The 22,559-nt window shown below is 58.6% G+C and carries 23 protein-coding genes; 5 read left to right on the top strand and 18 right to left on the bottom strand.

Going from position 1 to position 22,559, the window contains the following annotated elements:
* Positions 1–261: 261 nt before the first annotated feature.
* From CLV97_RS05320 to CLV97_RS05290, 7 genes are all read right to left on the bottom strand, one after another.
* Complete coding sequence (locus tag CLV97_RS05320; RefSeq protein WP_170070367.1) at positions 262–1,377, bottom strand: murein hydrolase activator EnvC family protein; 1,116 nt, start codon at positions 1,375–1,377, stop codon at positions 262–264.
* Positions 1,378–1,426: 49 nt separating this feature from the next.
* A complete protein-coding gene (locus CLV97_RS05315) occupies positions 1,427–2,482 on the bottom strand; it encodes a murein hydrolase activator EnvC family protein (protein ID WP_106344492.1) in 1,056 nt (351 codons plus the stop codon).
* A gap of 48 nt (positions 2,483–2,530) precedes the next feature.
* Complete coding sequence (locus CLV97_RS05310; RefSeq protein ID WP_106344491.1) at positions 2,531–3,664, bottom strand: murein hydrolase activator EnvC family protein; 1,134 nt, start codon at positions 3,662–3,664, stop codon at positions 2,531–2,533.
* 103 nt (positions 3,665–3,767) lie between these two features.
* Entirely contained in the window at positions 3,768–4,664 is an 897-nt protein-coding gene (gene ftsX, locus CLV97_RS05305; RefSeq protein WP_106344490.1) for a permease-like cell division protein FtsX, read from the bottom strand.
* Positions 4,654–5,340 carry a cell division ATP-binding protein FtsE gene (gene ftsE, locus CLV97_RS05300; RefSeq protein ID WP_106344489.1) on the bottom strand — a complete coding sequence of 229 codons (687 nt, stop codon included), beginning with the start codon at positions 5,338–5,340 and terminating at the stop codon, positions 4,654–4,656. The genes ftsX and ftsE overlap by 11 nt, the downstream gene beginning before the upstream one ends.
* Positions 5,341–5,616: 276 nt before the next feature.
* On the bottom strand, positions 5,617–7,023 hold the full coding sequence (gene argH, locus CLV97_RS05295) for an argininosuccinate lyase (RefSeq protein ID WP_106344488.1): 1,407 nt from the start codon (positions 7,021–7,023) through the stop codon (positions 5,617–5,619).
* Positions 6,983–8,230, bottom strand: a complete 1,248-nt coding sequence (locus CLV97_RS05290; protein ID WP_106344487.1) for an argininosuccinate synthase — start codon at positions 8,228–8,230, stop codon at positions 6,983–6,985. Before CLV97_RS05290 ends, argH begins: the two co-directional genes overlap by 41 nt.
* A 404-nt stretch (positions 8,231–8,634) precedes the next feature.
* On the opposite strand from CLV97_RS05290, the gene CLV97_RS05285 reads away from it, so the two are divergent.
* Complete coding sequence (locus CLV97_RS05285) at positions 8,635–9,591, top strand: aldo/keto reductase family protein (protein WP_106344584.1); 957 nt, start codon at positions 8,635–8,637, stop codon at positions 9,589–9,591.
* A gap of 177 nt (positions 9,592–9,768) precedes the next feature.
* On the opposite strand, the gene CLV97_RS05280 is transcribed toward CLV97_RS05285, so the two are convergent.
* From CLV97_RS05280 to CLV97_RS05260, 5 genes are all read right to left on the bottom strand, one after another.
* Entirely contained in the window at positions 9,769–10,341 is a 573-nt protein-coding gene (locus tag CLV97_RS05280; protein ID WP_106344486.1) for a CGNR zinc finger domain-containing protein, read from the bottom strand.
* 553 nt (positions 10,342–10,894) lie between these two features.
* Entirely contained in the window at positions 10,895–11,515 is a 621-nt protein-coding gene (locus CLV97_RS05275) for a DedA family protein (protein WP_106344485.1), read from the bottom strand.
* Between the two features lie 21 nt (positions 11,516–11,536).
* Positions 11,537–11,842 carry a hypothetical protein gene (locus CLV97_RS05270; RefSeq protein WP_146130411.1) on the bottom strand — a complete coding sequence of 102 codons (306 nt, stop codon included), beginning with the start codon at positions 11,840–11,842 and terminating at the stop codon, positions 11,537–11,539.
* A gap of 29 nt (positions 11,843–11,871) precedes the next feature.
* Positions 11,872–12,195, bottom strand: a complete 324-nt coding sequence (locus CLV97_RS05265) for a hypothetical protein (RefSeq protein WP_106344483.1) — start codon at positions 12,193–12,195, stop codon at positions 11,872–11,874.
* Between the two features lie 12 nt (positions 12,196–12,207).
* A complete protein-coding gene (locus CLV97_RS05260; RefSeq protein ID WP_106344583.1) occupies positions 12,208–12,522 on the bottom strand; it encodes a PadR family transcriptional regulator in 315 nt (104 codons plus the stop codon).
* A gap of 183 nt (positions 12,523–12,705) precedes the next feature.
* Between CLV97_RS05260 and ltaE the strand changes: the two genes are divergently transcribed.
* On the top strand, positions 12,706–13,740 hold the full coding sequence (gene ltaE, locus CLV97_RS05255; RefSeq protein WP_106344582.1) for a low-specificity L-threonine aldolase: 1,035 nt from the start codon (positions 12,706–12,708) through the stop codon (positions 13,738–13,740).
* Between the two features lie 227 nt (positions 13,741–13,967).
* On the opposite strand, the gene CLV97_RS05250 is transcribed toward ltaE, so the two are convergent.
* The 4 genes from CLV97_RS05250 to CLV97_RS05235 are packed head-to-tail and all read right to left on the bottom strand — an operon-like array spanning position 13,968 to position 16,573.
* Complete coding sequence (locus tag CLV97_RS05250; protein WP_106344482.1) at positions 13,968–14,405, bottom strand: DUF350 domain-containing protein; 438 nt, start codon at positions 14,403–14,405, stop codon at positions 13,968–13,970.
* Positions 14,406–14,437: 32 nt separating this feature from the next.
* Positions 14,438–15,781, bottom strand: coding sequence for a glutathionylspermidine synthase family protein (locus CLV97_RS05245; RefSeq protein WP_106344581.1), 1,344 nt, complete (start codon positions 15,779–15,781; stop codon positions 14,438–14,440).
* 12 nt (positions 15,782–15,793) lie between these two features.
* Positions 15,794–16,111 (bottom strand): hypothetical protein, encoded by a 318-nt coding sequence (locus tag CLV97_RS05240; RefSeq protein ID WP_106344481.1) that lies wholly within the window; start codon positions 16,109–16,111, stop codon positions 15,794–15,796.
* A 3-nt stretch (positions 16,112–16,114) separates the two neighbouring features.
* Positions 16,115–16,573 (bottom strand): hypothetical protein, encoded by a 459-nt coding sequence (locus tag CLV97_RS05235; RefSeq protein WP_106344580.1) that lies wholly within the window; start codon positions 16,571–16,573, stop codon positions 16,115–16,117.
* Positions 16,574–16,772: 199 nt separating this feature from the next.
* Between CLV97_RS05235 and CLV97_RS05230 the strand changes: the two genes are divergently transcribed.
* Together CLV97_RS05230 and CLV97_RS05225 are read left to right on the top strand one after the other, a co-directional pair.
* On the top strand, positions 16,773–18,071 hold the full coding sequence (locus CLV97_RS05230; RefSeq protein ID WP_245891380.1) for an MFS transporter: 1,299 nt from the start codon (positions 16,773–16,775) through the stop codon (positions 18,069–18,071).
* Between the two features lie 88 nt (positions 18,072–18,159).
* Positions 18,160–19,149: an ornithine cyclodeaminase family protein gene (locus CLV97_RS05225; RefSeq protein WP_106344479.1), complete on the top strand. Its 990-nt coding sequence runs from the start codon at positions 18,160–18,162 to the stop codon at positions 19,147–19,149.
* A gap of 303 nt (positions 19,150–19,452) precedes the next feature.
* Here CLV97_RS05225 and CLV97_RS05220 read toward each other — a convergent pair whose 3' ends face one another.
* The gene (locus tag CLV97_RS05220; RefSeq protein ID WP_106344478.1) at positions 19,453–20,610 is read right to left on the bottom strand and encodes a conserved virulence factor C family protein; all 1,158 of its coding nucleotides are present in this window, start codon (positions 20,608–20,610) and stop codon (positions 19,453–19,455) included.
* Between the two features lie 308 nt (positions 20,611–20,918).
* On the opposite strand from CLV97_RS05220, the gene htpX reads away from it, so the two are divergent.
* Positions 20,919–21,800, top strand: a complete 882-nt coding sequence (htpX, locus tag CLV97_RS05215) for a protease HtpX (RefSeq protein ID WP_106344477.1) — start codon at positions 20,919–20,921, stop codon at positions 21,798–21,800.
* 96 nt (positions 21,801–21,896) lie between these two features.
* On the opposite strand, the gene CLV97_RS05210 is transcribed toward htpX, so the two are convergent.
* Positions 21,897–22,526, bottom strand: coding sequence for a histidine phosphatase family protein (locus tag CLV97_RS05210; RefSeq protein ID WP_211295686.1), 630 nt, complete (start codon positions 22,524–22,526; stop codon positions 21,897–21,899).
* Positions 22,527–22,559: the final 33 nt, after the last annotated feature.

The raw sequence follows: 22,559 nt of genomic DNA, 5'->3' as shown, positions 1-22,559 counted from the left end.
CTCGGTACGAAACGCCCTCAAATTCCCCGAAACATCCTAAAACGCCGTCAATCCCCTTGTAATTCCAGTATACTATTGATTCCATCAGACAAGAACCGGAAAGGTGAAAGGAATGCCCGTTGCGTTCCGTCCTCTTGGCAACGTGAAGCCAGGGGCGCCATCCTTATAGAAACACTCTAGCAAAACGGCAATTCGAACACAAGGGAACCAAAAAAGGAAAAGGCCGGAATCGGCCCCGTAAACAATCCCCGCAAAACATTTTTATTTGAGATACGACATCGGGTTGACCGCTTGTCCATTCCTGCCGATCCGCACTTCGAAATGCAGGTGATTTCCCGTGGACATGCCGTTGCTCCCGATCCCGGAGATATGTTGTCCGCGCTTCACCTCGTCCCCCGGCCGGACGCGCACCTGATTCGGATAGCTGTGGGCATACCAGGTGTACAGGGGAGTACCGTCCTTGTTTCCGTGATAGATAACGATGAGCCAACCGTAACCCACGCTCGTACGGCTTTCCACCACTACGCCGGAGGCGGCGGCGTAGATGGGGGTGTTGTAGCTTCCGCCGATGTCGATGCCGGAGTGCATCCGGTATCCTCCGCTCACCGGATGGGACCTCATCCCGAAAGTGGAAGTCACCCGTTTGCTGGCCGACGGCCATGACATGGGTCCGCCCTCATAGGGGAAAGACAACTGGTTGCTTTGGATCAGCTTCAAGTTGATGCGCCGAATCTCCGCCTCTTTGATCATCTCCAGGTTTTCCAGCTCGGAGAGCTTCCCTTTCTTCTTCTTTGCGTCTTCGAGCATTTCCTTATAGGCCTTTTCCGCCTTGGCCGTAATTTTTTCCTGTTCCTTGCGGAGTTTCAGCAGTTCCTTCTTCTGCTTTTCCTTTTCCTCGCGCAGGCGCACATAGTTGTAGAACAGGCTGTGGTCCCGTTTGGCGATCAGCCGGATCGATTCGAAGCGGGCGAGAAATTGCCCGAAGGATTCGGATTCCAGCAGGGAGACCATGTAACCGACTTCGCCCTGCTGGTACAGCTTGCGAATCCGCGTTTTGAAGAGCTTCTTGTAATGTTCCTCCTCCTTCTTTATTCCTTCCATTTTCTTTTCGATCTCGGCCACTTCTTTGTCGATCTTGATCATTTCCTTTTCCGCGGCTCGGATCGTGTCCCGATTTTTCTTCATCTCCTCGTCCAGCTGATCCAGATCCTTCTTGATGGCGCTTTTATCGTCCTGAATTTTTTCCAGTTCTTGTTTCACTTTGTCCTTTTCGTTGGCGTGCGCCAGGCCCACCGTCGAAAGCGTGAGACAAAGGACAAGGAACAGCGTGAAAACCTGCTTCATGCTTCTCTCCCCAAAGTCGGTTTGCGGTTTCATCATGCCTTCACCCCTGCACAAAGCACCGGGTATCCCCGTACAATCGGCATCAGTAATAGTTCATCGGATTTTGCGGGCTGCCGTTTTTTCGCACTTCGAAATGCAGATGGGGACCGGTGGATCGTCCGTTGTTTCCGATGGAGGCGATGCGTTGTCCCTTGCTGACGCGCTGGCCGGTCGACACCAGGACGGTGTTGCTGTACATGTGGCCGTAAACGGTGGTCAGGCCGCTGCCGTGATCGATGACAATAACCCAGCCGTAGCCGCTGGCGGGGCCGTTTTCCTTGACGACTCCGGAAGCAGCGGCGTAGATCGGATCGCCCAGGTTTCCATCGATGTCAATCCCGTAGTGATTTCTGCCGCCGCGAGGCCCGTAGGGGGAGTTGATCCTCCGGCTGTTGGCGGGCCATACGAAGGGACCCCCGCCGTAGGCGAAGTTGCCCGTATTGGAGGTGAGGTACGTGATGCGTTGGATCTCCGCTTCCTTCAGCTCCTCATCGTGCTCCAGCTTGGCCAGTTCCTTTTGATGCTTCTTCATCGTCTTGACCAGCTTGTCGTATTCTTTTTTCATATCGTCGCGCTTCTCTTTCTGTTCCGCCTGCTTCTCCGTCAGTTCCCGCTTCTCGTTCTCGTATTTTCTCTTGGTTCTGAAATAGCCCTCCAGCACCGTGTGATCCTGTTTCACCAGGAGGCGCAGGGCCTCGAACTTGTCGAGGAACTCCCGGAAGGAATCGGCCTCGAGAAGCGCCGTCATGTACCCCATTTCCCCCCGCTGGTACATCCGGCGAATCCGGTTTTTAAAGAGCTCCTCCCGCTTGCCGAGCTGCGCCTCCAATGTCTTCATATTTTTTTCGATCTTGTTGATATCCTTCTCAATGCCGTGCAGATCCTTTTCCAGCTTGTTCAATTTCTTTTTTTGCTCATCGACGTCCTTTTTCACATCCTTAAGTTCCTCTTGGACGTCCTTTTTCTTCTCGCGAATCTCCTTCAATTCTTTTTTCGCCTTTTCCACCTTGCTCTCAGCCGAAACCCAGCCTTCGGGCAAAGGGGTGGTGGTCAGCGCCAAACTGAAAGCAAGCAGGATGGTCAGCAACGTCCGTTTCATTCCATCCTCTCCCCGATTTCACATTTTGGTTGACTGGCGATGATCTGCTTAACGGAAATAGGGTTTCGGGTCCACGGTACGGCCATCCTTGATAACCTCCAGGTGAAGGTGGGGACCGGTCGACTGCCCGTTGTTTCCCACCGCCGCGATGACCTGTCCCCTGCTGACGGACTGGCCGATGCTCACGGTCACGTCCTGGGGATAAACATGGGCGTAAAGGGTGGACACCCCGCCTCCGTGGTCGACGACCACGATGTAACCGTAACCGCTGGCGGGACGGGATTCAATCACCTTCCCATCCGCCACGGCTCGGATCGCCGTTCCGAGCGGCGCGCCGATGTCGATCCCCTCGTGCAGCTTGTAGGCGCCTGTCACGGGATTCCTCCGATAACCGTATTCGGAGGTGATGATTCCCCCCTTCACCGGCCAGAGAAATTTGCCATCCTTCGCCTCGGCCTGCTGTTTGTCCTTTTCGGCGGCTTCCTTCATTTTTTGCGCGATCAACCGGCGGACTTCCTTCCGCTCCCGCTCGTTGATCTCCTCCAGGTGCTCCTGCTTCTTTTCCAGGTCGGCAAGTTGCTTCTCATACTGCTTGTACTCTTTGACCAAGCGCTTATGTAGCCGCTCGGCCTCCGCCGCCAGCCGTTTCCGCTCCTTCAGGTCCCGTTCGATCGAGGCCTTCTCCGCTTCCGCCTGCTTATGGTCCTCCTTGTGGGCATCCAGAAGCCTCCGGTCCGCCCGGATCAGCTTCCGAACCAGATCGAGCCGGGACAAAAAATCCCCGAAGGAATCGGAATCCAGCAGGGTTTCCAGATAGTACATCTCCCCCCGCTGATACAGGAAGCGAAGGCGGTTTTTCAACAGGGCCTCCCGTTCCGCAATCCGCTTCTCCAACTCCTGCAGTCGCCTCTCGCTCTTGTTCAGCTTCTGTTCGGTGCGGTACACCTGTTCATTCAACGACGCCAGACGGCTCTTCATGTCATTCAACTGCTTCATCAATTCCCGCTTTTCTTCCAGGGTCAGCTTTTTCTCCCTCTCAATTTGGAGGATCTGTTTGTCCCGCTCCTTGATCTCTTTCTTTTTCTCCTCGATATCCGACGCCTTCGTCTCGGCGAACGCCGCGGGCAGCACCGCGAAGAGAAAGAGCAGGAAACTTAGCGCAACATGAAGAGTCCGCCTCACGTCAACCCCTCCTTGATCCTTGTCGGCGACGGGAATCCCGGGATTCGGAAACTCCGGCGCCCCTCTCCTTGTCTGAATTTTCCATCCTTTGAAGGGAGGTGGATCAAACCTTCAGGAAGCGACGGATCGAAATCACACTTCCCCAGACCCCGATCAACACGCCGAGGAAGGTGGTCAACAGCGCGACGTACAGGGAAAGCGGCATCATGGGCAACATCTTGATAAAGCTGTACTGGCTGCCGTCCGTCAAAACGTTTAAGGCGGCTTTGTAGAAGGCGAGCACGATGATCACCGGAAAGACGGCTCCCAGCATTCCGATGAACGCCCCCTCGATGAAGAAGGGCCAGCGAATGAACCAGTTGCTCGCTCCGACCAGGCGCATGATCTCGATCTCACGGCGGCGGGCGAAGATGGTCAGCTTAATCGTGTTGGAGATGAGGAACGCCGCCAGCACGGCCAGCCCCAGACCGAAAACCAACACCACGTTCCGGACCAGACTGGAGAAGTCCAGCAACTTGTCCGTCACGCCGTCGCCGTGGTCTTCCTGTTCAATCAAGTTGTTGGCCTTGATCTTCTTGGCCAGCTCATCGATCCTCTGGGGATTATTCGGCACGATCACCAGGGTGTCCGGCAGGGGGTTTTCCTCCCCTTCCAATCCCTCGAGGATTTTGCTGTCCTCGCCCAGCTGGGCCTTCATTTGCTGCAATCCCTGTTGTTTGGGGATGAAGGTGACCGATTTGACCTGCGGATCCTGTTCAATCTGCTTCTGCAGCTGCTCGATATCGTCGGCGGAAGTTCCCGGGTAAATCGATGCCCGGATCGCCACCTGCTGATCCAATTCTTTGGCGAGGTAGTTGATGTTGAAGGCGAATACGAGGAACAAGCCGAAGATGAGCAGGGTGACGGCGACGGCGCTGACCGCCGCAAAGGTCATCCACGTATTTCGCCTGAGGCTCTTGAACGCCTCCCGCGCATGTCGGAACATCGTGTCAATCTTCATAACCGTATTCCCCCTGATCCTCGTCACGGACGATCACGCCGTTTTCGATGGCGATGACGCGCTTGCGGATCGTGTTGACGATCTCCTTGTTGTGGGTCGCCATCACGACGGTGGTTCCCCGGGCGTTGATCTCCTCCAGCAGATACATGATATCCCAGGAGTTTTCCGGATCCAGGTTGCCGGTGGGCTCGTCCGCGATCAGGAAGCCCGGGTTGTTTACGATCGCCCTGGCGATGGAAACCCGCTGTTGTTCTCCCCCCGACAGCTGGGAGGGAAGTGCGTCCATCCGGTCGCCCAATCCCACCAGCTCCAGGACCTCCTGAACCCGGCTGCGGATCTTGCGACGCGGCGCTTCAATGGCTTCCATGGCAAAGGCGACGTTTTCGTAGGCCGTCAGGTGGGGAAGCAGTTTGTAATCCTGGAACACCACCCCGATCTTCCGGCGCAGGTATGGGATCTTCCAATCCCGCACCCGTTTGACGTTCACCCCGTTGATCAGGATGACGCCGCTGGAAGGTTTTTCTTCGCGGTACATCAGTTTGATGAAGGTGCTCTTGCCGGCGCCGCTGGGACCGACCACGTAACAGAACTCCCCCTGGTCGATCCGCACATCGATGCCCCGGAGCGCCTCCACGCCGTTGGGATATACCTTCCAGACATCGTGCATTTCGATCACGCTATCACCTTCCGCACAGAGTCTTCACGCATTTATAAGTGATCGATCCACGAATAGGCGATTAGTTCGAAGATGAGGCCTGTCCGCTCACGATCGCCGGCCCGTCGGGCTTCCGGGGATTCCCGGCCGTTTCCCCATGCCCGGAAGTTCACATTCTATTATAGCATCTGATCTTTATTTTCCCAGAGTTTCTTTTGAAAAAGATTGAATTGAAACGAAACGGAAAGAAACCCCATCGTCTCAATGACAGGGATTTCTTCCGCCTGAATTTCATCATTATCTATTAACGGTGGAAGTCCAACGGAAAGTTTCAGCGATCATCCGCTTTTTTTCAGAGAGGGCCTCGAGGACGGCCTCCCGGGCCGTGCCTCCGGGGATGTTGCGGGACTCCACCACGCGTTCCGAATCCAGAATTTGGTGGATGTCCGCTTCAACGAGGGGGGTAAAGCGGCGGAACTCTTCGAGGGAGCATTCGCCGAGGGTCTTTCCGCTTTGGATGCAGTACAGGACCATCCTCCCCACCACTTCGTGGGCCTCGCGGAAGGGAACTCCCTTCTTGACCAGATAGTCCGCGAAATCGGTGGCATTGGCAAAGCCGGCCTCCGCGCTTCTCCTCATTCTCTCCCCGTTCACCTTCATCGACTCCAACATCGGAGCCATCAGCCGGAGGGATCCCGTGAGGGTATTGACAGTGTCGAAGAGTCCCTCCTTGTCCTCCTGCATGTCCTTGTTGTAGGTGAGGGGCAGGGCCTTGAGGGTCGCGAGAAGCGCCATCAGATGACCGAACACCCTGCCGGCCTTGCCCCGGATCAGTTCGGGAACGTCCGGGTTTTTCTTCTGGGGCATCATGCTGCTTCCCGTGCAGAAGGCGTCATCCAGTTCAATGTAACCGAACTCCTCGCTGGACCAGAGAATCAGTTCCTCCGACAGCCGGGACAGGTGGACCATGATCAGGGAAGCGGCGGAGAGGAATTCGACGAGAAAATCCCGGTCGCTCACGGCGTCCATGCTGTTGTCGTAGATGCGGTCGAAACCCAGCTCTTCGGCGACCATCCATCGGTCGATGGGAAAGGTGGTGCCGGCGACGGCTCCGGCGCCCAAGGGCGAAGTGTTGACCCGCTTGTAGCTGTCCATCAGCCGTTCGGCATCCCGCTGAAACATGGACACGTAGGCCAGCAGGTGATGGGCGAGCCGCACCGGCTGCGCCCGCTGCAGATGGGTGTAGCCCGGAAGAAGGGTATCCACGTGCCGTTCCGCCTGGCCCACCAGGGCCTGCTGCAGCCGGGCCAGGAGCTCCACGATCTCCACGGTGCGCGCCCGGACGTACAGGTGCATGTCGAGGGCGACCTGATCGTTGCGGCTTCGACCCGTGTGCAGCTTGCCGCCGAGGGGGCCGATTTCCTCGATCAACAGCTTTTCGATGTTCATGTGGATATCCTCGTGCTCGACGGAGAAGGAAATTTCCCCGGCCCGCACCCCGTCGTGGATCTTGCCGAGCCCTTCGATGATTTTCTCCGACTCTTCCGGGGTGAGGATGCCGCAGGCGCCCAACATGCGGGCGTGGGCCATGCTTCCGCGGATATCCTCTTCGACCAGAAGGTGGTCGAAGCCGATGGAAGCCGTAAACTCCTCCACCAGCCCGTCAGTTTTCTTGGTAAACCTTCCGCCCCACAGCTTCTTCACCGGTGCCCTCCTTTCCCCGGTTGACCTGGGCGTATACCTGCGTCGGCAGGCCCCAAAGCTTGATGAAGCCCACGGCCGCCTGATGATCAAAGGCATCCTCCGGCGTATAAGTGGCCAGCTTCTCGTTGTACAGGGAATGGCTTGATTTGCGCCCGGTCACCGTAGCATGCCCCTTGAACAGGCGGACCCGCACGGTCCCGGTCACCGTTTTCTGGGATTCCTTGATGAAGGCATCCAGGGCCCGCTTCAGGGGGGAATACCAAAGCCCCTCATACACCAGCCGCGCCCACTGCTGCTCAATCAGCGGCTTGAAATGGGCCATCTCCCGGGGCTGCGTGAGGAATTCCAGTTCGCGGTGGGCGGCGAGGAGGGTCATCGCCGCGGGACATTCGTACACTTCCCGGGACTTGATGCCCACCAGCCGGTCCTCCACGTGATCGATCCGGCCGACGCCGTGCTCCCCGGCAATCCGGTTGAGGCGGGAGATCAGCTCGTGGAGGGGCAGCCTTTCCCCGTCCAGAGCGACCGGCATTCCCTCTTCGAAGTCGATCAATACCTCCGCCGGCACGTCCGGCGTGTCCTCAAGGGATTTCGTCCACTCATAGGCCTCCTCCGGAGGAGCGTTCCAGGGATCTTCCAGCACTCCGCACTCGATGCTCCGCCCCCACAGGTTTTGGTCGATGCTGAAGGGATTATCCAGGTCGACGGGAATGGGAATCCCGTGCCGCTCGGCGTAGGCGATCTCCTCTTCCCGGGACATGGCCCACTCGCGGACGGGGGCCAGCACCTTCAGGTCCGGGTTGAGAGCGCTGACGGAAACGTCGAAACGAACCTGGTCGTTCCCTTTCCCGGTGCAGCCGTGGGCGACGGCCACCGCTCCCTCTTCCCGGGCCACCTCCACCAGCACGCGGGCGATGAGAGGGCGCGACAAGGCCGACACCAGCGGATATTTCCCCTGATAAAGGGCATTCGCCTGAAGGGCGGGAAGCAGGTATTCCCGGGCGAACCGCTCCCGCACATCCAGAACCACCGACTTGACGGCCCCCACCTTCAGCGCCTTCTGCCGGACGAATTCCAGGTCTTTGCCTTCCCCCACGTCCATGGAAACGGCGATCACATCCATGTCGTAATGTTCCTGCAACCATTTGATGGCCACCGATGTATCCAATCCGCCCGAATAGGCGAGCACCACTTTCCCTTTGCTCACAACCGGCTCTCCCCTTTATAAAAATTCATGTATACGAATTATTATACGTACCCTTTGCGAAAAAGTCCACCCCTTTATCGCGCAGGTCAAGCAGTGATAACGGAAACAGCGACTCGCGTTCCCTTTGGCGAAAATGTCCCGGGCGTATGACAAACTCCGAACCGCCCTTCCCCTGTTCGAAAGCCCGCTCCCCTTTGCAGGAAAGCGAAATCGTTCCGAACAAGATCCACGCGGTTTTTCACACCTCTTCGACTGATTGGAATCCCGATCGCGATCCGTCGCATCTTCGCCGAAAACCCGCGCGTTCACATCGATTCCCCGTCCCGATTTTAAACCAACCTTATTATTATGTATACTAAAATTGCGGGTTTCGAAATTTGGAAGAAAGGTGGGGGATGGTTCATATGAAGTACCGCCGTCTGGGAAAAAGCGGTGTGAAGGTTTCCGAGATCGCGCTCGGCAGCTGGCTGACTTACGGCACGGTAACCGAAAAGGAGCAGGCGATCGCCTGCGTCAAACAGGCGTATGATCTGGGCATCAACCATTTTGACTGCGCCAATGTGTACGGGAGCGTTCCCCACGCCGCGGAGGAAGTGTTGGGGGAAGCCCTCGCCCCGTATCCCCGGGAGAGCTACATCCTGACGACCAAGGCCTTCTGGCCCGTGGGCGACGGGGTGAACGACCGCGGACTGAGCCGGAAACACATCGTCTCCGAAGTGGAAAAAAGCCTGCGCGCCCTGGGCGTCGACTATGTGGACATCTTCTATTGCCACCGGTACGACCCGGAGACGGATCTGGAGGAAACCCTGCGGGCCATCGACGATCTGATCACCCAAGGCAAGATTTTGTACGCCGGGTTCAGCGAGTGGCCCGCCCACAAAATCGCCGAAGGCGTCCGGTTGCAGAAGGAGCTGGGACTTCACAAATTCGTCGCCAGCCAGCCCGTTTACAACATGTTCAACCGTTACATCGAATCGGCGGTGATTCCCCTCTGCGATGAGGCGGGCATCGGACAGGTCGTCTTTTCACCGCTGGCTCAGGGGGTGCTCACCGGAAAATACAAAAGGGGGCAACAGGCGCCCGCCGGTTCCCGGGCAGCGACGGACCAGGTCAAAAAATTTGTGGAGCGCTACCTGACCGACGAAAATCTGGCCCGCGTGGAACGACTGGAAGGAGTGGCCAAAGAACTGGGCATCACCCTGCCCCAGCTGGCCCTCGCCTGGGTGCTCCGCCTCCCGTCGATCAGCAGCGCCCTGATCGGCGCCAGCCGTCCGGAGCAGATCGTGGAAAACGTCAAGGCCGTCGACGTGGAGCTGGACGAGTCGGTCCTGGAGAAGATCGAGGAAATCCTGAAATCATAACGATTCGGCACTGCCAAGGGGATGGTCCCCCGATCATCCCCGTCTCCAAAAATGATGATCCTGATCACCTTGATCCAACATGCGTTTTTCCGAGAGCCGCCCTTCCGGCGGCTTTTTTATTGATGGACGGAAACGTCTCCGGAACCGGCAACCGCCCGATCCCCGCACAAGAGGATGTTAAGAAGATCGTTCATCCTTTCCCTTTCCCCGTCGCTTCTGCAACCGCCGTCGGTGGACGGCGACGTTGTACCGGTTGGAACAGCGCGTGCTGCAAAACCGCCGGCTTCGGTTTTTGGAACGATCGATGAACACTTCCACACACGGGCGGGCGTCGCAGATTTTCAACCGCGCCTTTCCGTGTCGCTGCAGTTCGAAGCCCAAAGCCAGGGCGGCCTCGACGGCGAGGCGATCGGCGATCGGCGCATCGGGGTCCGCCTGGATGTTCAATTGGAATGTTCCTTCCCAGGAGAGGGAGGGAATGACCGCCGCCGAGCGAAGCAGGTCGTTCAGGATTTGGACCGCCTCCGTCTCGCTGTCCGTCTCCGCGAACCGGCGAAGGCGCGCCCGCAGCCGGCGGACCGCCGCCAGATCCCCTTCCGTGATCGCCTTGGAACAATCGATGTGCCTTTTCCGGAGAAAACGGGTCAGATCTTTCGTCCCGCGCAGCTGCTCCGGTTCGTCCAAGTACGGGTCCCAGGTGTTGATCAAATCGACGGCCAGATCCAGTTTGCTCCGTTCGTAATTATCCATTTACATCTTCCCCTTACAACATAATGGTCATAAACATTATCCCTCATTACAAAGGGGGTGGGTGAAAAGGAAAGCGCGGCGGCGGGATCGGTTTCCGCGCCGCCGTTGGAACACAGGGGAAGGGGCGCGAATTTCGGAGGCAATTTTCAGGCGTTGTGGACGACGACGGCATGTTCCAATCGGGGGGACGAATTGCATGGTGCTCCCCGTCTTGGCGACCACCTCGACACCATCTCCCGGTCTCGTCGCCGCCGGCACAACCGCCCTCACCCTGCCATGGCTCCTTTTTTCTCTCCCTGTCGGCGCGACCGTGGATCGGGTGGACCGCAAAAGGATGATCATTGCCGTCCCCGCATCGGGTCTGCCGGCGGCGGGGATCATCCCCCGGATCCAGATCGGGTCGCCTTCGGCGGCGGCGTTTCTGCTGGGAGTGCGTAAAACCTTTTCGGACACCGCATCCGGGCCCCCAGCGGCTTCGCAACCCTCGCGGCAAAAAAAACCCGGGTACGCCCCCGGGTGGATTTATTGTGGAAGAGGCGGCGAGGTCGCCGAATCACGCCGCGCCGCCCGATTTTCTCTTTTTGCGGTAGAACCAGAAGACGAAAAGGATGATGCCCAATCCGATCGCCGCGTAGGCAATATGGGAGTAGACGTCCATGAATTCGAGGATTTTATCCCAAGACTCTCCCAGCACGGCGCCGAGGGAGACCAGAATGACGTTCCACAGGGCGGTTCCGATGACGGTAAAGAGGAGGAAAAGTCGGAAATCCATCTTCGACATCCCCGCAGGGATGGAAATCAGGCTTCTCACCAGCGGAACCATCCGGCAAAACAGGACCGTCCAATACCCGTACCGATTAAACCAGTCCGTCGCCTTGTGCAGATCCTCCTTGGTTACCCGCAGAATTCCGCCCCACCGCTCGACGATCGCTTCCAACCGCTCCACGTTCAAAAGGCGGCCGACACCGTAAAGGATGATGCCGCCGGCGACCGATCCCGCGGTGGCCACCACGACGACCCCGGGAACGGTCAGATTGGTATAGGTGGTCATAAATCCGCCGAAGGTCAGGATCACCTCCGAAGGGATGGGAGGGAAAACATTTTCCAAAGCGATCATCAGAAAAATGCCGATATACCCGTACTGCTCCATCACTTCCACAATCCATTCCTGCACCTTGATCCCTCCATCGCATCATCATCGGACAGGGGCATTCCCGTCCGTCTTCTTGTCAATGATTGCGTCGATCAACTTGTAGACGCCAAACATGCCGACCAGGCCCAGCCCGTAAGCAACCAGGGTATATTGGACAACCATCAGCGCCACCACCAGGGATTCCGGATGGCTTACCGCCCCTCTCACCCCATTCAACAGCACGGCGAACAGAAAGGTCAATGCCGCAAACCCGAAAAGGTAATGGTGAGCGGGAAACCGGAAAACCGGTGAGTTTTTCGACAGGGTCATCAGCTCTTTGACCTGAAACTGTCGGATCGCCTCCTCCATCGCCTCCTTCCTCGATCTTCCCTGATCCATTAAATCCTGCGCGTAATCCTCCAAATAATTTCGCAGTTCCTGGCGTTCTTCGCGATCCAACCCAATTGATCGACAAAGGAGCGAATGTCGCCGTGCTTCTGATACAGCGCATGCACCCGGACATGGGCCATGTAATTGCAAACTCCCCAGAGAACCGCCACGGCAAAGGCGAAGTAGTAGGCGATTTCGAGCAGGGTTTGGTCCTCGGGATCGACATGGCGGTCTATAAAAAACGAGGCAGCGAACAGGATAAAGGAAACCAGCAACATCCAACCGTATTTCGGATCGGAAAGCCGAAAACACGCTTTCAAAAACTTCCTCACACAGGCTCCCTCCTAAAGAAATCGTGCAACGATTTCAACCAGCTGCTTCCAGTCCCGAATCTGACCTTGCAACATTTTTCTCCCCTCCTCCGTAATGGAGTAGTATTTGCGCCTCCCTCCCCGGCTTTCTTCCCCCCAGTAGGAGGAAACCATCTTCCGTTTTTCCAAGCGCTTCAAGGACAGGTAAAGGGTCGGTTCCTGCAAGGTGAAGGCACCCTCCGTTCGCTGCTTGATCGCTTTGGAAATTTCATAACCGTAGCTGTCCTTTTCATTTAATAGTGATAGAATGAGAAGATCGATGATCCCCTTCAGCATTTCTTTATTCAGGAGCTTCACCCCCTTAAGGATCATCTTCAATACTATGTAGTGAAAAGTAGTTTTCCTTATTAAATAATATAGAGCAAAGAACTAAATGTTGCAAGGTATTTTTCTTTGTCTGCATCACCCTGAAAATCCTTCTTTTCAAGGGAAGGGTTGACCATGACCGGAGAGGAGAGGAGAGAAGAGATTATGCGAATCGATCTGCGCAGCGACACGGTCACAAAGCCGACGGAAGCGATGCGCCGCGCCATGGCGGAGGCGGAGGTGGGGGATGATGTCTACGGGGAAGATCCCACGGTCAACCGGCTGGAGGAGTGCGCGGCGGAAATCCTGGGCAAGGAGGCGGCCCTGTTCGTCACCAGCGGCACCCAGGGAAACCAGATCGCCGTCCTTTGCCACGCGGGTCCCGGAGATGAGATCATCCTGGAGTCGGATTCCCACATTTTCCTCTACGAGGCCGGGGCCGCTTCCGCCCTGGCCGGCGTGCAGGCCCGTCCCCTGAAGGGAAAGAGGGGAGCGATGGATCCGGAAGAAGTGGAAGGGGCGATCCGGGGAGACGACATCCACTTCCCCCGGACGGCCCTCATCTGCCTGGAAAACACCCACAACCGGGCGGGCGGGGCGGTGCTTCCCCTCGATCACATGGCCGCCCTCCGGAAAGTGGCCGATCGGCATGGAATTCCCGTTCACCTGGATGGGGCCCGACTGTTCAACGCGGCGGTGGCGCTGGGAGTGGATGCCTCGGAAATCGCCCGGTTCGCCGATTCCGTATCGGTCTGCTTCTCCAAGGGGTTGGGGGCGCCCGTCGGCTCCCTCCTCGCGGGCCCGAAATCCTTTATCGACAAGGCGCGCCAATGGCGGAAACGCCTCGGCGGCGGCATGCGCCAGGCGGGCGTGATCGCCGCTCCGGCTCTGCTGGCGCTGACGGAAATGGTGGACCGGCTGGCGGAGGACCACGAAAACGCCAGGCGGCTGGCCCGTGCCCTGGCGGAAACGAAAGGCTTTTCGGTCGATCCGGACCAGGTGGAAACCAACATCGTCATCGTCGACATTTCGGGCACGGGCAGGACCGCCGGCGAGGTCCTGGATCGGCTGGCCGCGGAAGGGGTGTTGGCCGTTCCCTTCGGCCCGACCACCCTCCGTTTCGTGACCCACAAGGATGTGTCCCGAAAGGACATCGACGAGGCCATCCTCCGGATCCGTCGGGCGGTGGGTTCCCTCTGAACAACCGGCGTTTCGGGTTGTCTTGGGGCACCGAAGAGCTTTGGAAACCCTGAAGCCCCTGATCAATCCGGTTCCGGAAAAACGCTCCCGGTTACAGGATTCACCCGGCACCGACAAACCAAAATTTTCCCGCATGAAAAAGGCTCCCGCGTCGTATTCAGGTGCACAAAGCGGGAGCCTCGGTTTGTTCGTTCCTTTTCCGGGCGCGAGCGGTTTTATCCGGCCGCTTAATAGCTGATCAGCGCGGCCATCAGGAGGCCGGAAGCCACGCTGAGGCGCGACGCGAAGATGGCGACGGAAACATTCCCCTTGGGAATCTCGGACACGACTTTAAAGGGAGTGAGGAGTTCAAACAAATAAAAAACGAGGACTTGAAACAGGATGCCGATCACTCCCCACAAGACGAGATCCCACAGGTTGAGGGAATGAAACACCGCCGAAGCGAGCACGATGGAGAGCCCGATGATCTTCCCTCCCAGATCGTGAGCCGCCGCCTTGGCCGCCGCCGTCTTTTGCGGATCGGTCGCATCCGCCCCATCCCGGATCAGTTGGAATTCCTTATATGGCGTGGTGAACAGGAAGACGGCGATCCCCATCCCCAGGAGGGGAAGGGTGACTCCCAGGTATATCAGAAAATTGAGCATGTTGGACCACTGGGCGAACATCTGATCATCTCCTTTTCCGTTCGATTTCCGCGTTATGTCCGCAGGCCCTCCCGGTCGGTCGGCGTCGGCTTGAAGGTTGCGGGAGCGGATTGCCCTTGGCGAGTATCGGGAAAACGTCCGGGGGGAGCGGCACATCTCAGGGAATCGGCGTAGCACACCGGCAAGAAGTAGGACATATCGCCGGTGACGGGCCCATCCACCCGAGCCAGGATCGCGGAAGCGCGTCCGCCGATCAGGAACGAACCCCACAGCAGCCGCCCCCTAAAGGGCCCCTTCAGCGTCTCCACCTCCACCGGCTCCATTTCCACCCTGCGCTGGAACACCATCGGTTGATCCCCGTAACGGTCATCTCCCCGACAAACCGCAACGCCTGAAGCGTCGTAGAGGGTCACCCCCGCCCCTTCCCGCCCGAAGATCGGCTTCGTCACGTGGGGAATTCCCCGGAAGCGGTTCTCCAAATAGGTGGGCAGCATGTAGGTTTCGATGATCCGATGTTCTTCCGGATCGAAAAATTCCCCGGCCTCATGCAGGGCCCAGATCAACGCCTGCATCGCTTTGGTCTGGGAAAGCAGGGCTCCCGGCGGATTGATCACCGCCAAACGGCGCCGGGCGATGAGCTCCAGCGCATGGGCTCCCGTGGGGTACCCGTCGTCATCCCGGTCCTCCGCCAGGATCTCCAGCGCGTGCAAGCGGTAAAGGACGTCGACGGGCAACGAAGCTCCCTCGACGAGGGCCGTCATCCGCTCCCCTTCGACCCGGAGGTCGGAAAGGGGCACAAAGCGGCCGTCCAGGCCGGAGCGATCAAGCAGGTAGCGGGTCGTGCCCGCATCCTCTTCGTGCCAGTCCAGCGCGCTGAAAACGACCCGCTCCGTAGCGTATCCTTCCTTCCGGTAGGTGTCCAGGGCATGCCGAAAGGCGAGGCGAAGGTGCTCCTCGCAGCCCTCGTTGGGATCCTCCGCGCCGAAGTGTTCGCACACCCTGCCGTTGACGTAGAAGGCTTCCACGATCCCCGTCGGCGTGTCGCTGTTAAACTCCAGCATCTTCAGTCCCTCCGGCGTCGGAGCAAAATCGAAGCGGCCGATCAACGTCGGATCGCTCTCCGGGAGAAACAGCCGAACCGCCCTTCGGGCCGCCGCAGGAATCCCCAATTCCTCCAGCAGGGCCTCCGGGCCCCGGCGAACCACGGCCACCGTTTTGGCGAAGATTTGCCCGAGAGCCTCCGTCGCCCCGACGATTTCCTGCCGAAACTCCCGGGAGACGGGATGAATCGTCGCCAGGGCGTACTCGGCACCGTACATCTCATCCCAGGTGAAAACCCCCTCGGCCCGGAGCGGGTCATACAGCTTCCTCCGCCGCTCTGCGTAATCCTCTCTCATCATCCGATTCCGTCAGCCGCCGCTGAAAAAGGAGGATTTGCCGATTCCGCCCCGGGAACCGGAAGAGACCCGGGTCTTTCGGTCGATATCGAAATTTTTCGCGACGGAGGATTTGACGTATCCCACTTTTTTCCCATTGATCACCACGTAGGAATCCGCGTCCACTTCGCTCAAGTCATCATCGCAGAGGAGATCGTTGTCGTCATCGTAACAGATTTCAAGACGGTTATCGTCGCATCCGGATGCCACCAACAGGCTGGCCGCGGCGAACAGCCCCAGCAGCCGGGTTGTGCTACGTCTCTTGCGCTGCTGCCCTTTTTGCTCCTCCATGTTTCATCCCCCTTCCTCCGTCGGTTCCGCGTAGATGACATACACTTTCCGGTTCTCGTCCACTTCCGCGGAGGTCTTTTGCCACTCCCGACCGCCTATGTAAAACAGGTCGCTCTGCAGGTGCAGAAGGGCGTCTTCATCGCTGTGAAAATAAAAAGTGTGCACCACCGGATAATGGACCGTTCCTTCCCGGAAGTGGCGCACCTCCATGCGGATTCCCCTCCAGTCCGGGACAAAGACCAGCTGGTCGTCCAGCACCTTTTCATCCTCCGCCCGCCGAATATAAATCACATAAGTCCCATCCTCCACGGCGCAACTCGTCTTCTCGTAGACGTGTTGATCCTTGACGAAATAGTCGCAGGCGAACCGGAGGGAGATCTCCTCCTTGTCAATGCTGTTGTAGTAACAGAGAACGGGATATCCCCTCTCTTCGTCCAGCAGGCGATACTCCAGCCGGGGCAACGCTTCACCTCCTTCTGTCATTTTCGCTTCTCCTTTTTCGACAAACATCAACACATCCCTTTCGTTTCGCTTATCCCCAAAACCCGGATAAGAATTTCGGGTTTAATGACAAAATATTCATTATGTTGCACACCGCATTTCCCATACCATAAAATAAGTGAGACAAACCATGACAAATTTGTGACAGGGAGGGATTCCCTTGAGCCAACAAACGGCAGCACAACCTGTTTCCCGACGGGCAGTCATCGCCAGTCTGGTCGGAACGTCAATTGAATGGTACGACTATTTCCTCTACGGAACGGCGGCCTCACTGGTGTTCAACAAAATCTTTTTTCCGACGGTCGACCCGATCGTCGGCCTGCTGCTCGCCTATGCCACCTTTGCCCTTTCCTTCATCATCCGGCCTCTGGGAGGCATCATCTTCAGTCATATCGGCGACAAGATCGGCCGGAAACGGACCCTGGTCCTCACCCTGATGCTGATGGGGATTGCGACGGTCCTGATCGGATTGTTGCCGGGATACGAAACCATCGGCATCTGGGCGCCGATCCTGCTGATCCTTCTCCGCCTCATTCAAGGTCTGGGCATCGGAGGCGAATGGGGCGGCGCCGTCCTGTTGGCGGTGGAATACGCCCCGAAGGAGAAGCGGGGATTGTTCGGAAGCGTGCCGCAAATGGGAGTTCCCATCGGCCTCGTGCTGGGCACCTTCGCCATGTCCCTCATCGCCGGCATCTCCGGTGACGCCTTCTACAGCTGGGGATGGCGCATTCCCTTCGTCCTGAGCATCGTACTGGTCATCATCGGCCTCTGGATCCGGAACGGCATCGACGAAACCCCGGTTTTCAAGAAAGCCCGTGAATCCGGGGAAATCGCCAAAGTCCCCCTGATTGACACGCTCAAATACCAGTGGAAGACTGTGCTCCTGGCCGTGGGAACCAAAGTGGTGGAGACCGCTCCCTTCTACATTCTGTCAACCTTTGTCATCTCCTACGCCACCGGATTGGGATACGATGAAAGCGCCGTGCTCAACGCCGTCGCCATCGCCGCGCTGGTGACGACGATTTTGATTCCGATCATGGGATCGCTTTCAGACAAATGGGGGAGAAAGCCCCTGTACATCGCCGGCACCGTGGGGATGATCCTTTTCGCCTTCCCCTACTTCATGCTCCTGTCCACCGGCTCCAATCTGTGGATGACGGCGGCCAGCGTTCTGGGGCTGGGCGTCATCTGGGCCCCGATCACGGCGGTGCTGGGAACGCTGATGTCGGAAGTGTTCCGCACCAACGTCCGGTACACGGGAGTGACCATCGGCTACCAGTTGGGAGCCGCCCTGGCCGGTGGAACCGCCCCCTTCATCGCCACCGCCCTGCTGGCCCGCTTTAACAACGCCTGGCAGCCGGTCGCCCTGTACATGATCCTGACGGCGGTCATCTCGCTGGTAGCCATCCTCGCCCTTCGCGAGACGAAGGAGACGGAACTGCACACTGCCGCCGAATAAGCCTTTGCACCTTTCCAGGGCAATCCGCCCGAAACCGGGCGGATTGCCTTTCTTCTCAATCACCCGACGAAACGGAGGGAGATCCGCCTTGCTGGCGCTGTCGAAGCAAGACATCCGAGCGCTCTATTCGATGAAGGACTGCCTGAGGGATGTGGAGGAAGCTTTTCGGGCCCATCAGGAGGGAAAGACCGTCACGCCGGTGCGCATCGCCTTGTCCGCGGGGACGGGAGAGGCCGCCACGCTGTACATGCCCTCCTTCGTGGAACCGGCGGAATCGATGGGCATCAAGATCGTCAGCGTTTTCCCCGACAATCCCCAGCGGGGAAGGCCCGCCATCCAGGGAATCACGCTGCTCACCGACGCGGAAACCGGCGAACACCTGGCGCTGATGGACGCCACTTACTTGACGGTGCTCCGCACCGGAGCCATCTCCGGCGTGGCCGCCAAGCACCTGGCCCGGAAAGATGCCCGGGTCTGTGCCCTGCTCGGCGCGGGTGCCCAGGCCATCGGACAGATCCAGGCGGTGATGGAAGTGCGCGACCTGACGGAAATCCGGGTGTGGAACCGGACCCGGGAGAAGGCGGAGCGGCTGGTAAAGGCGATTCGGGAAGCCCGTCCAAACTGGGCGGGGACGATTTCGGTCTTCGACCGGCCGGAAGAAGCCGTCCAGGGAGCGGATATCATCCTGTGCGCCACCCGGTCGACACAGCCGCTCTTCGACGGCAGGAAGATTCCCCCCGGCACCCACGTCAGCGCCATCGGCGCCTATCTGCCACACATGCGGGAAGTGGACGCCGTCCTCCTCAACCGGAGCAGCAAGGTGGTGGTGGACACGCGCGAAGGGGCGATGCACGAGGCGGGGGATCTGCTGATACCGATGGGGACGGGAGAGTGGAATGCGGAAAAACTGTACGGCGAACTGGGAGAGATCGTCGCCGGGAAAAAGCCGGGACGGGAGAAGCCGGAGGAGATCACGGTGTTCAAATCGGTGGGCGTCGCCTTTTTGGACACGGCGGTGGCGAAAAGCGTCTACGAGAAGGCAAGGCGGCTCAACCGGGGAACCGTGATCGATCTTTGAGGAGCAATCTCCTCCCGCGTCAGGCAAAAAAAAAGCGGAGCAAGGCTCCACCCGGCCGTTGACAGGGATCGGGAGAGAGCGATTTTTCGCCGCGGCTCCGTTCAGGCCCAAGTCGCTCGGCGAAAAATCGGCTCCCGGTTCCCAGGCTCAGCGGGAGGCCGCTCCGCTTTTTCCGCTTGATGGATCGGCAAACAAGCGGAACCGGCGAGTGACAAGCCGGAGAATTGTCGCAAAGTCGATGAACGGATTTTCGTCAGACCCATGCCCGACACGGACCCGAGGTACCCGGGGAACCGGGCGCGATCAATCCTTCCCCTTTTCGCGGCCGGAGATGCTCCGCGTCATCTGCTGCCACACGGTGCCGCTCGCTTCCTCTCCGCTCTCGATGCGGGCAATGGCCATCTTGATCTGCATGTCCACCTCGAATTCCGGATCGTCCTGGGCCTGGCGGAGGGCGGGAAGCGCCCTTTCATCTCCCACTTCGTACAGGAAGCGGGCGGCGCGCCACCGGACCAGCTTGTTGGAATCCTTCAGCGCCTCGGCCATGGGGCCGATCGCATCGGGATCCCCCAGGTCGGACAGGGTGTCCCCCGCCGTCCGGCGGACGATGGCGGAGGAATCCTTCAGCGCCCGGTACAAGAGAGGGAGAACTTCCTTCCCGCCGATCATCCCCAAGTAGACGGTCGCCAGGCGGCGAATGGACGCCTTGGGATCCTCCAGGGCTTTGGCGAGCACCGGCAGGTCCTCCAAGGTGGGATCCATCCGCTCCAAAGCGGCAAAGCGCTTTTTCCAGTCGGACGCTTCCAGACCCCGGGCCACCTCGGCGGAAGAAAGCTTTTCTTCCGCTTCCATCCGCTGCACGTCCTCGCCCTGCAACACCCCCTCGACCAGCCGGTTCAGCCTTTCTTCATCGTAGGCGGCGTCGATTTCCTGGGCGACGGTTTCACCGATCTCGTCCATCTCCCCGTACCGGACTCCCCTCTCCTCCCAGCGACGCTCCAGCACGATGTTCTCCGACGCGGCCTGGGCCTTCATGGCGGCTTTCATAAAGCGATCCGGCAGGGCATAGCGCCGTTCTTCCCGTTCCTCCACCCCCGCGACCAGTTTGATCTGCATGGGGATGCCCCGGAACATCTGGACGTAGACCTGCACTTCACCGTACCCTTTTCCGGTTTGAACGGACGCTGCGCCGCCCGCATCCCCTTTCTCCCCGAAGATCCTCTTGATCTCCCCCAGAATTTCTCGCCAATCCGCCTTCGGATGACGGTCGACGGCAATAAAGTCGGCCACCTGAAACACGCTTTTCACACCCGGGACCTCCAGGATCCGCCGCAGGAGCTCCGGCGCTTCCTCCCGGTTGACGGCGGTGTAGGTGACTCCCTTGTCACCGGGCAGACGACGATCCAGGTTCAATTTCATCGTGTGGGGACTGGGAGTGGGTTCGATCGACAGCAATTTCATCGGACCACCACCTTTCCTGTAAATCATCTGAAGAGCACCGTTCTTTACTCTCCGGGATGCACCCTTGTTCAAGCGGTTCAGAACCATTGTATCCCACAATCCGGCCGGAGGAAAACCGCACCTACTCCGAAGACCGTTTCTGCTACAGGCAAGGCAACCCAACCAACCTGGTATTTTTCGGACTTTTGTGCTAATGTCTATAGTAGTCAAAGCCGACCCGAAAGCGGCGCCCAGGAGCGGCTTGGCCCGGGATGAACCGAACTTCGCCATCGCAAAAATGCGATCCAAACACTAAAGGAGGTTGGATGATGGGCAAACGGATCTTCCTTTTCCTCACCGTCAACGCACTCATCGTGGTCACCATCCTGCTGGTCACCAACATCCTTGGAATCCGTCACTATGTGACGGAGCAGGGAATTGACTTTACGGCTCTGCTGGTGTTCAGCGCCATTGTCGGATTCACGGGGGCACTGATCTCCCTCGCCCTCTCCCGGACCATGGCCAAGTGGATGTTGAATGTCCGGGTCCTTTCTCCCGACGACCCGAACCTGTCTTCGGATGAACGGTGGCTGGTGGAGGAGGTCCACCGGCTGGCGCGGAGGGCCGGTCTGGTGGAAATGCCCGAGGTGGGGATTTACGACTCCCCCGAGGTGAACGCCTTCGCCACCGGTCCCACCCGAAACCGCTCCCTCGTCGCCGTCTCCACGGGACTATTGGAAAACATGGACAAGGAAGGCGTTCAAGGGGTCCTGGGCCATGAAGTGGCGCACATCGCCAACGGGGACATGGTGACGATGACCCTTCTCCAGGGCGTCATCAACACCTTTGTGGTCTTCCTGTCCCGGTTGGCCGCCTACGTCGTCTCCCGCTTCGTACGGGAAGAGTTGGCCGGAGTGGTCCATTTCATCTGCATCATCGTCTTTGATATTCTCTTCTCCATCCTGGGCAGCATCGTGGTGATGGCTTACTCCCGCCACCGCGAATATCACGCCGATCGCGGCGGTGCCGATCTGGCCGGAAAGGAAAAAATGATCCACGCCCTCCGCTTGTTGCAACAGCACGTGAGCATGATCGATCCGAGCCACAAGTCCCTGCAGACGATGAAAATCAGCAACCGTTCCGGCTGGCTCAAACTGTTCTCCAGCCACCCGGATCTGGAGGACCGCATCGCCCGGCTGGAGCGGGCATAATCGCTCAGGGATCGGACTCGGAAGGCTCTTTGCCTCCAACGCACGTTCGGCGTCACACCGCCCCTTCGGGGGCGGTTTTCATTCCCGAAGAAACCGTTACGCCCGCGCCCGCCATTCCTCGGGAAAATGGGCGATGTCCCCGTGGAGGAGGATTTCCCTTTTCCCTTCGCCCACCCGAACCAGATTGAGACAGGCGGGATGAATGTAAGGAGGATCCCAGAGCCGCTCCAGCGGCCGCCCCTCAAAGTGGGCCATCAAGGTTTTCAACACGACGGTGTGGGTGACGATCAGAACGTTCCCCCCGGGGTGGGATCGCAGGATTTCTCCCATCGAAGATACCACCCGCCTTTGCACATCGATATAACTTTCCCCCCGCTCCCTGCGATAAAGGTGCGGCTTTCTCCAATATCGGTCGAATTCCTCCGGAAACCGGACCTCGATCTCCTCGGACCTCATCCCCTCCCAGTCTCCCAGCTCCATCTCCCGAAGATCCGGGTGTTCCCGGATCGCCACATCCCGATCGCCGCAAAGGATCTCCGCCGTTCGGAGAGCGCGTCCCGCCGGGCTGGAGTAGACGGCATCGAAGGAGATCCCCCGAAGACGCTCTGCCAGATACTCCGCCTGTCGGACGCCCTTTTCCGTCAGGGGCGAATCACTGCTTCCCTGAAACCGGTTCTCCACATTCCACTCGGTTTGACCGTGCCGAGTCAGGTACAACCATGTCACCGCCTCCACCCTCCCCGCCGGCGAAATCAAAAG

It is taken from the genome of Planifilum fimeticola, from assembly GCF_003001905.1.
Classification (GTDB): domain Bacteria; phylum Bacillota; class Bacilli; order Thermoactinomycetales; family DSM-44946; genus Planifilum; species Planifilum fimeticola.
This window is presented reverse-complemented; position numbering and strand designations above follow the sequence as displayed.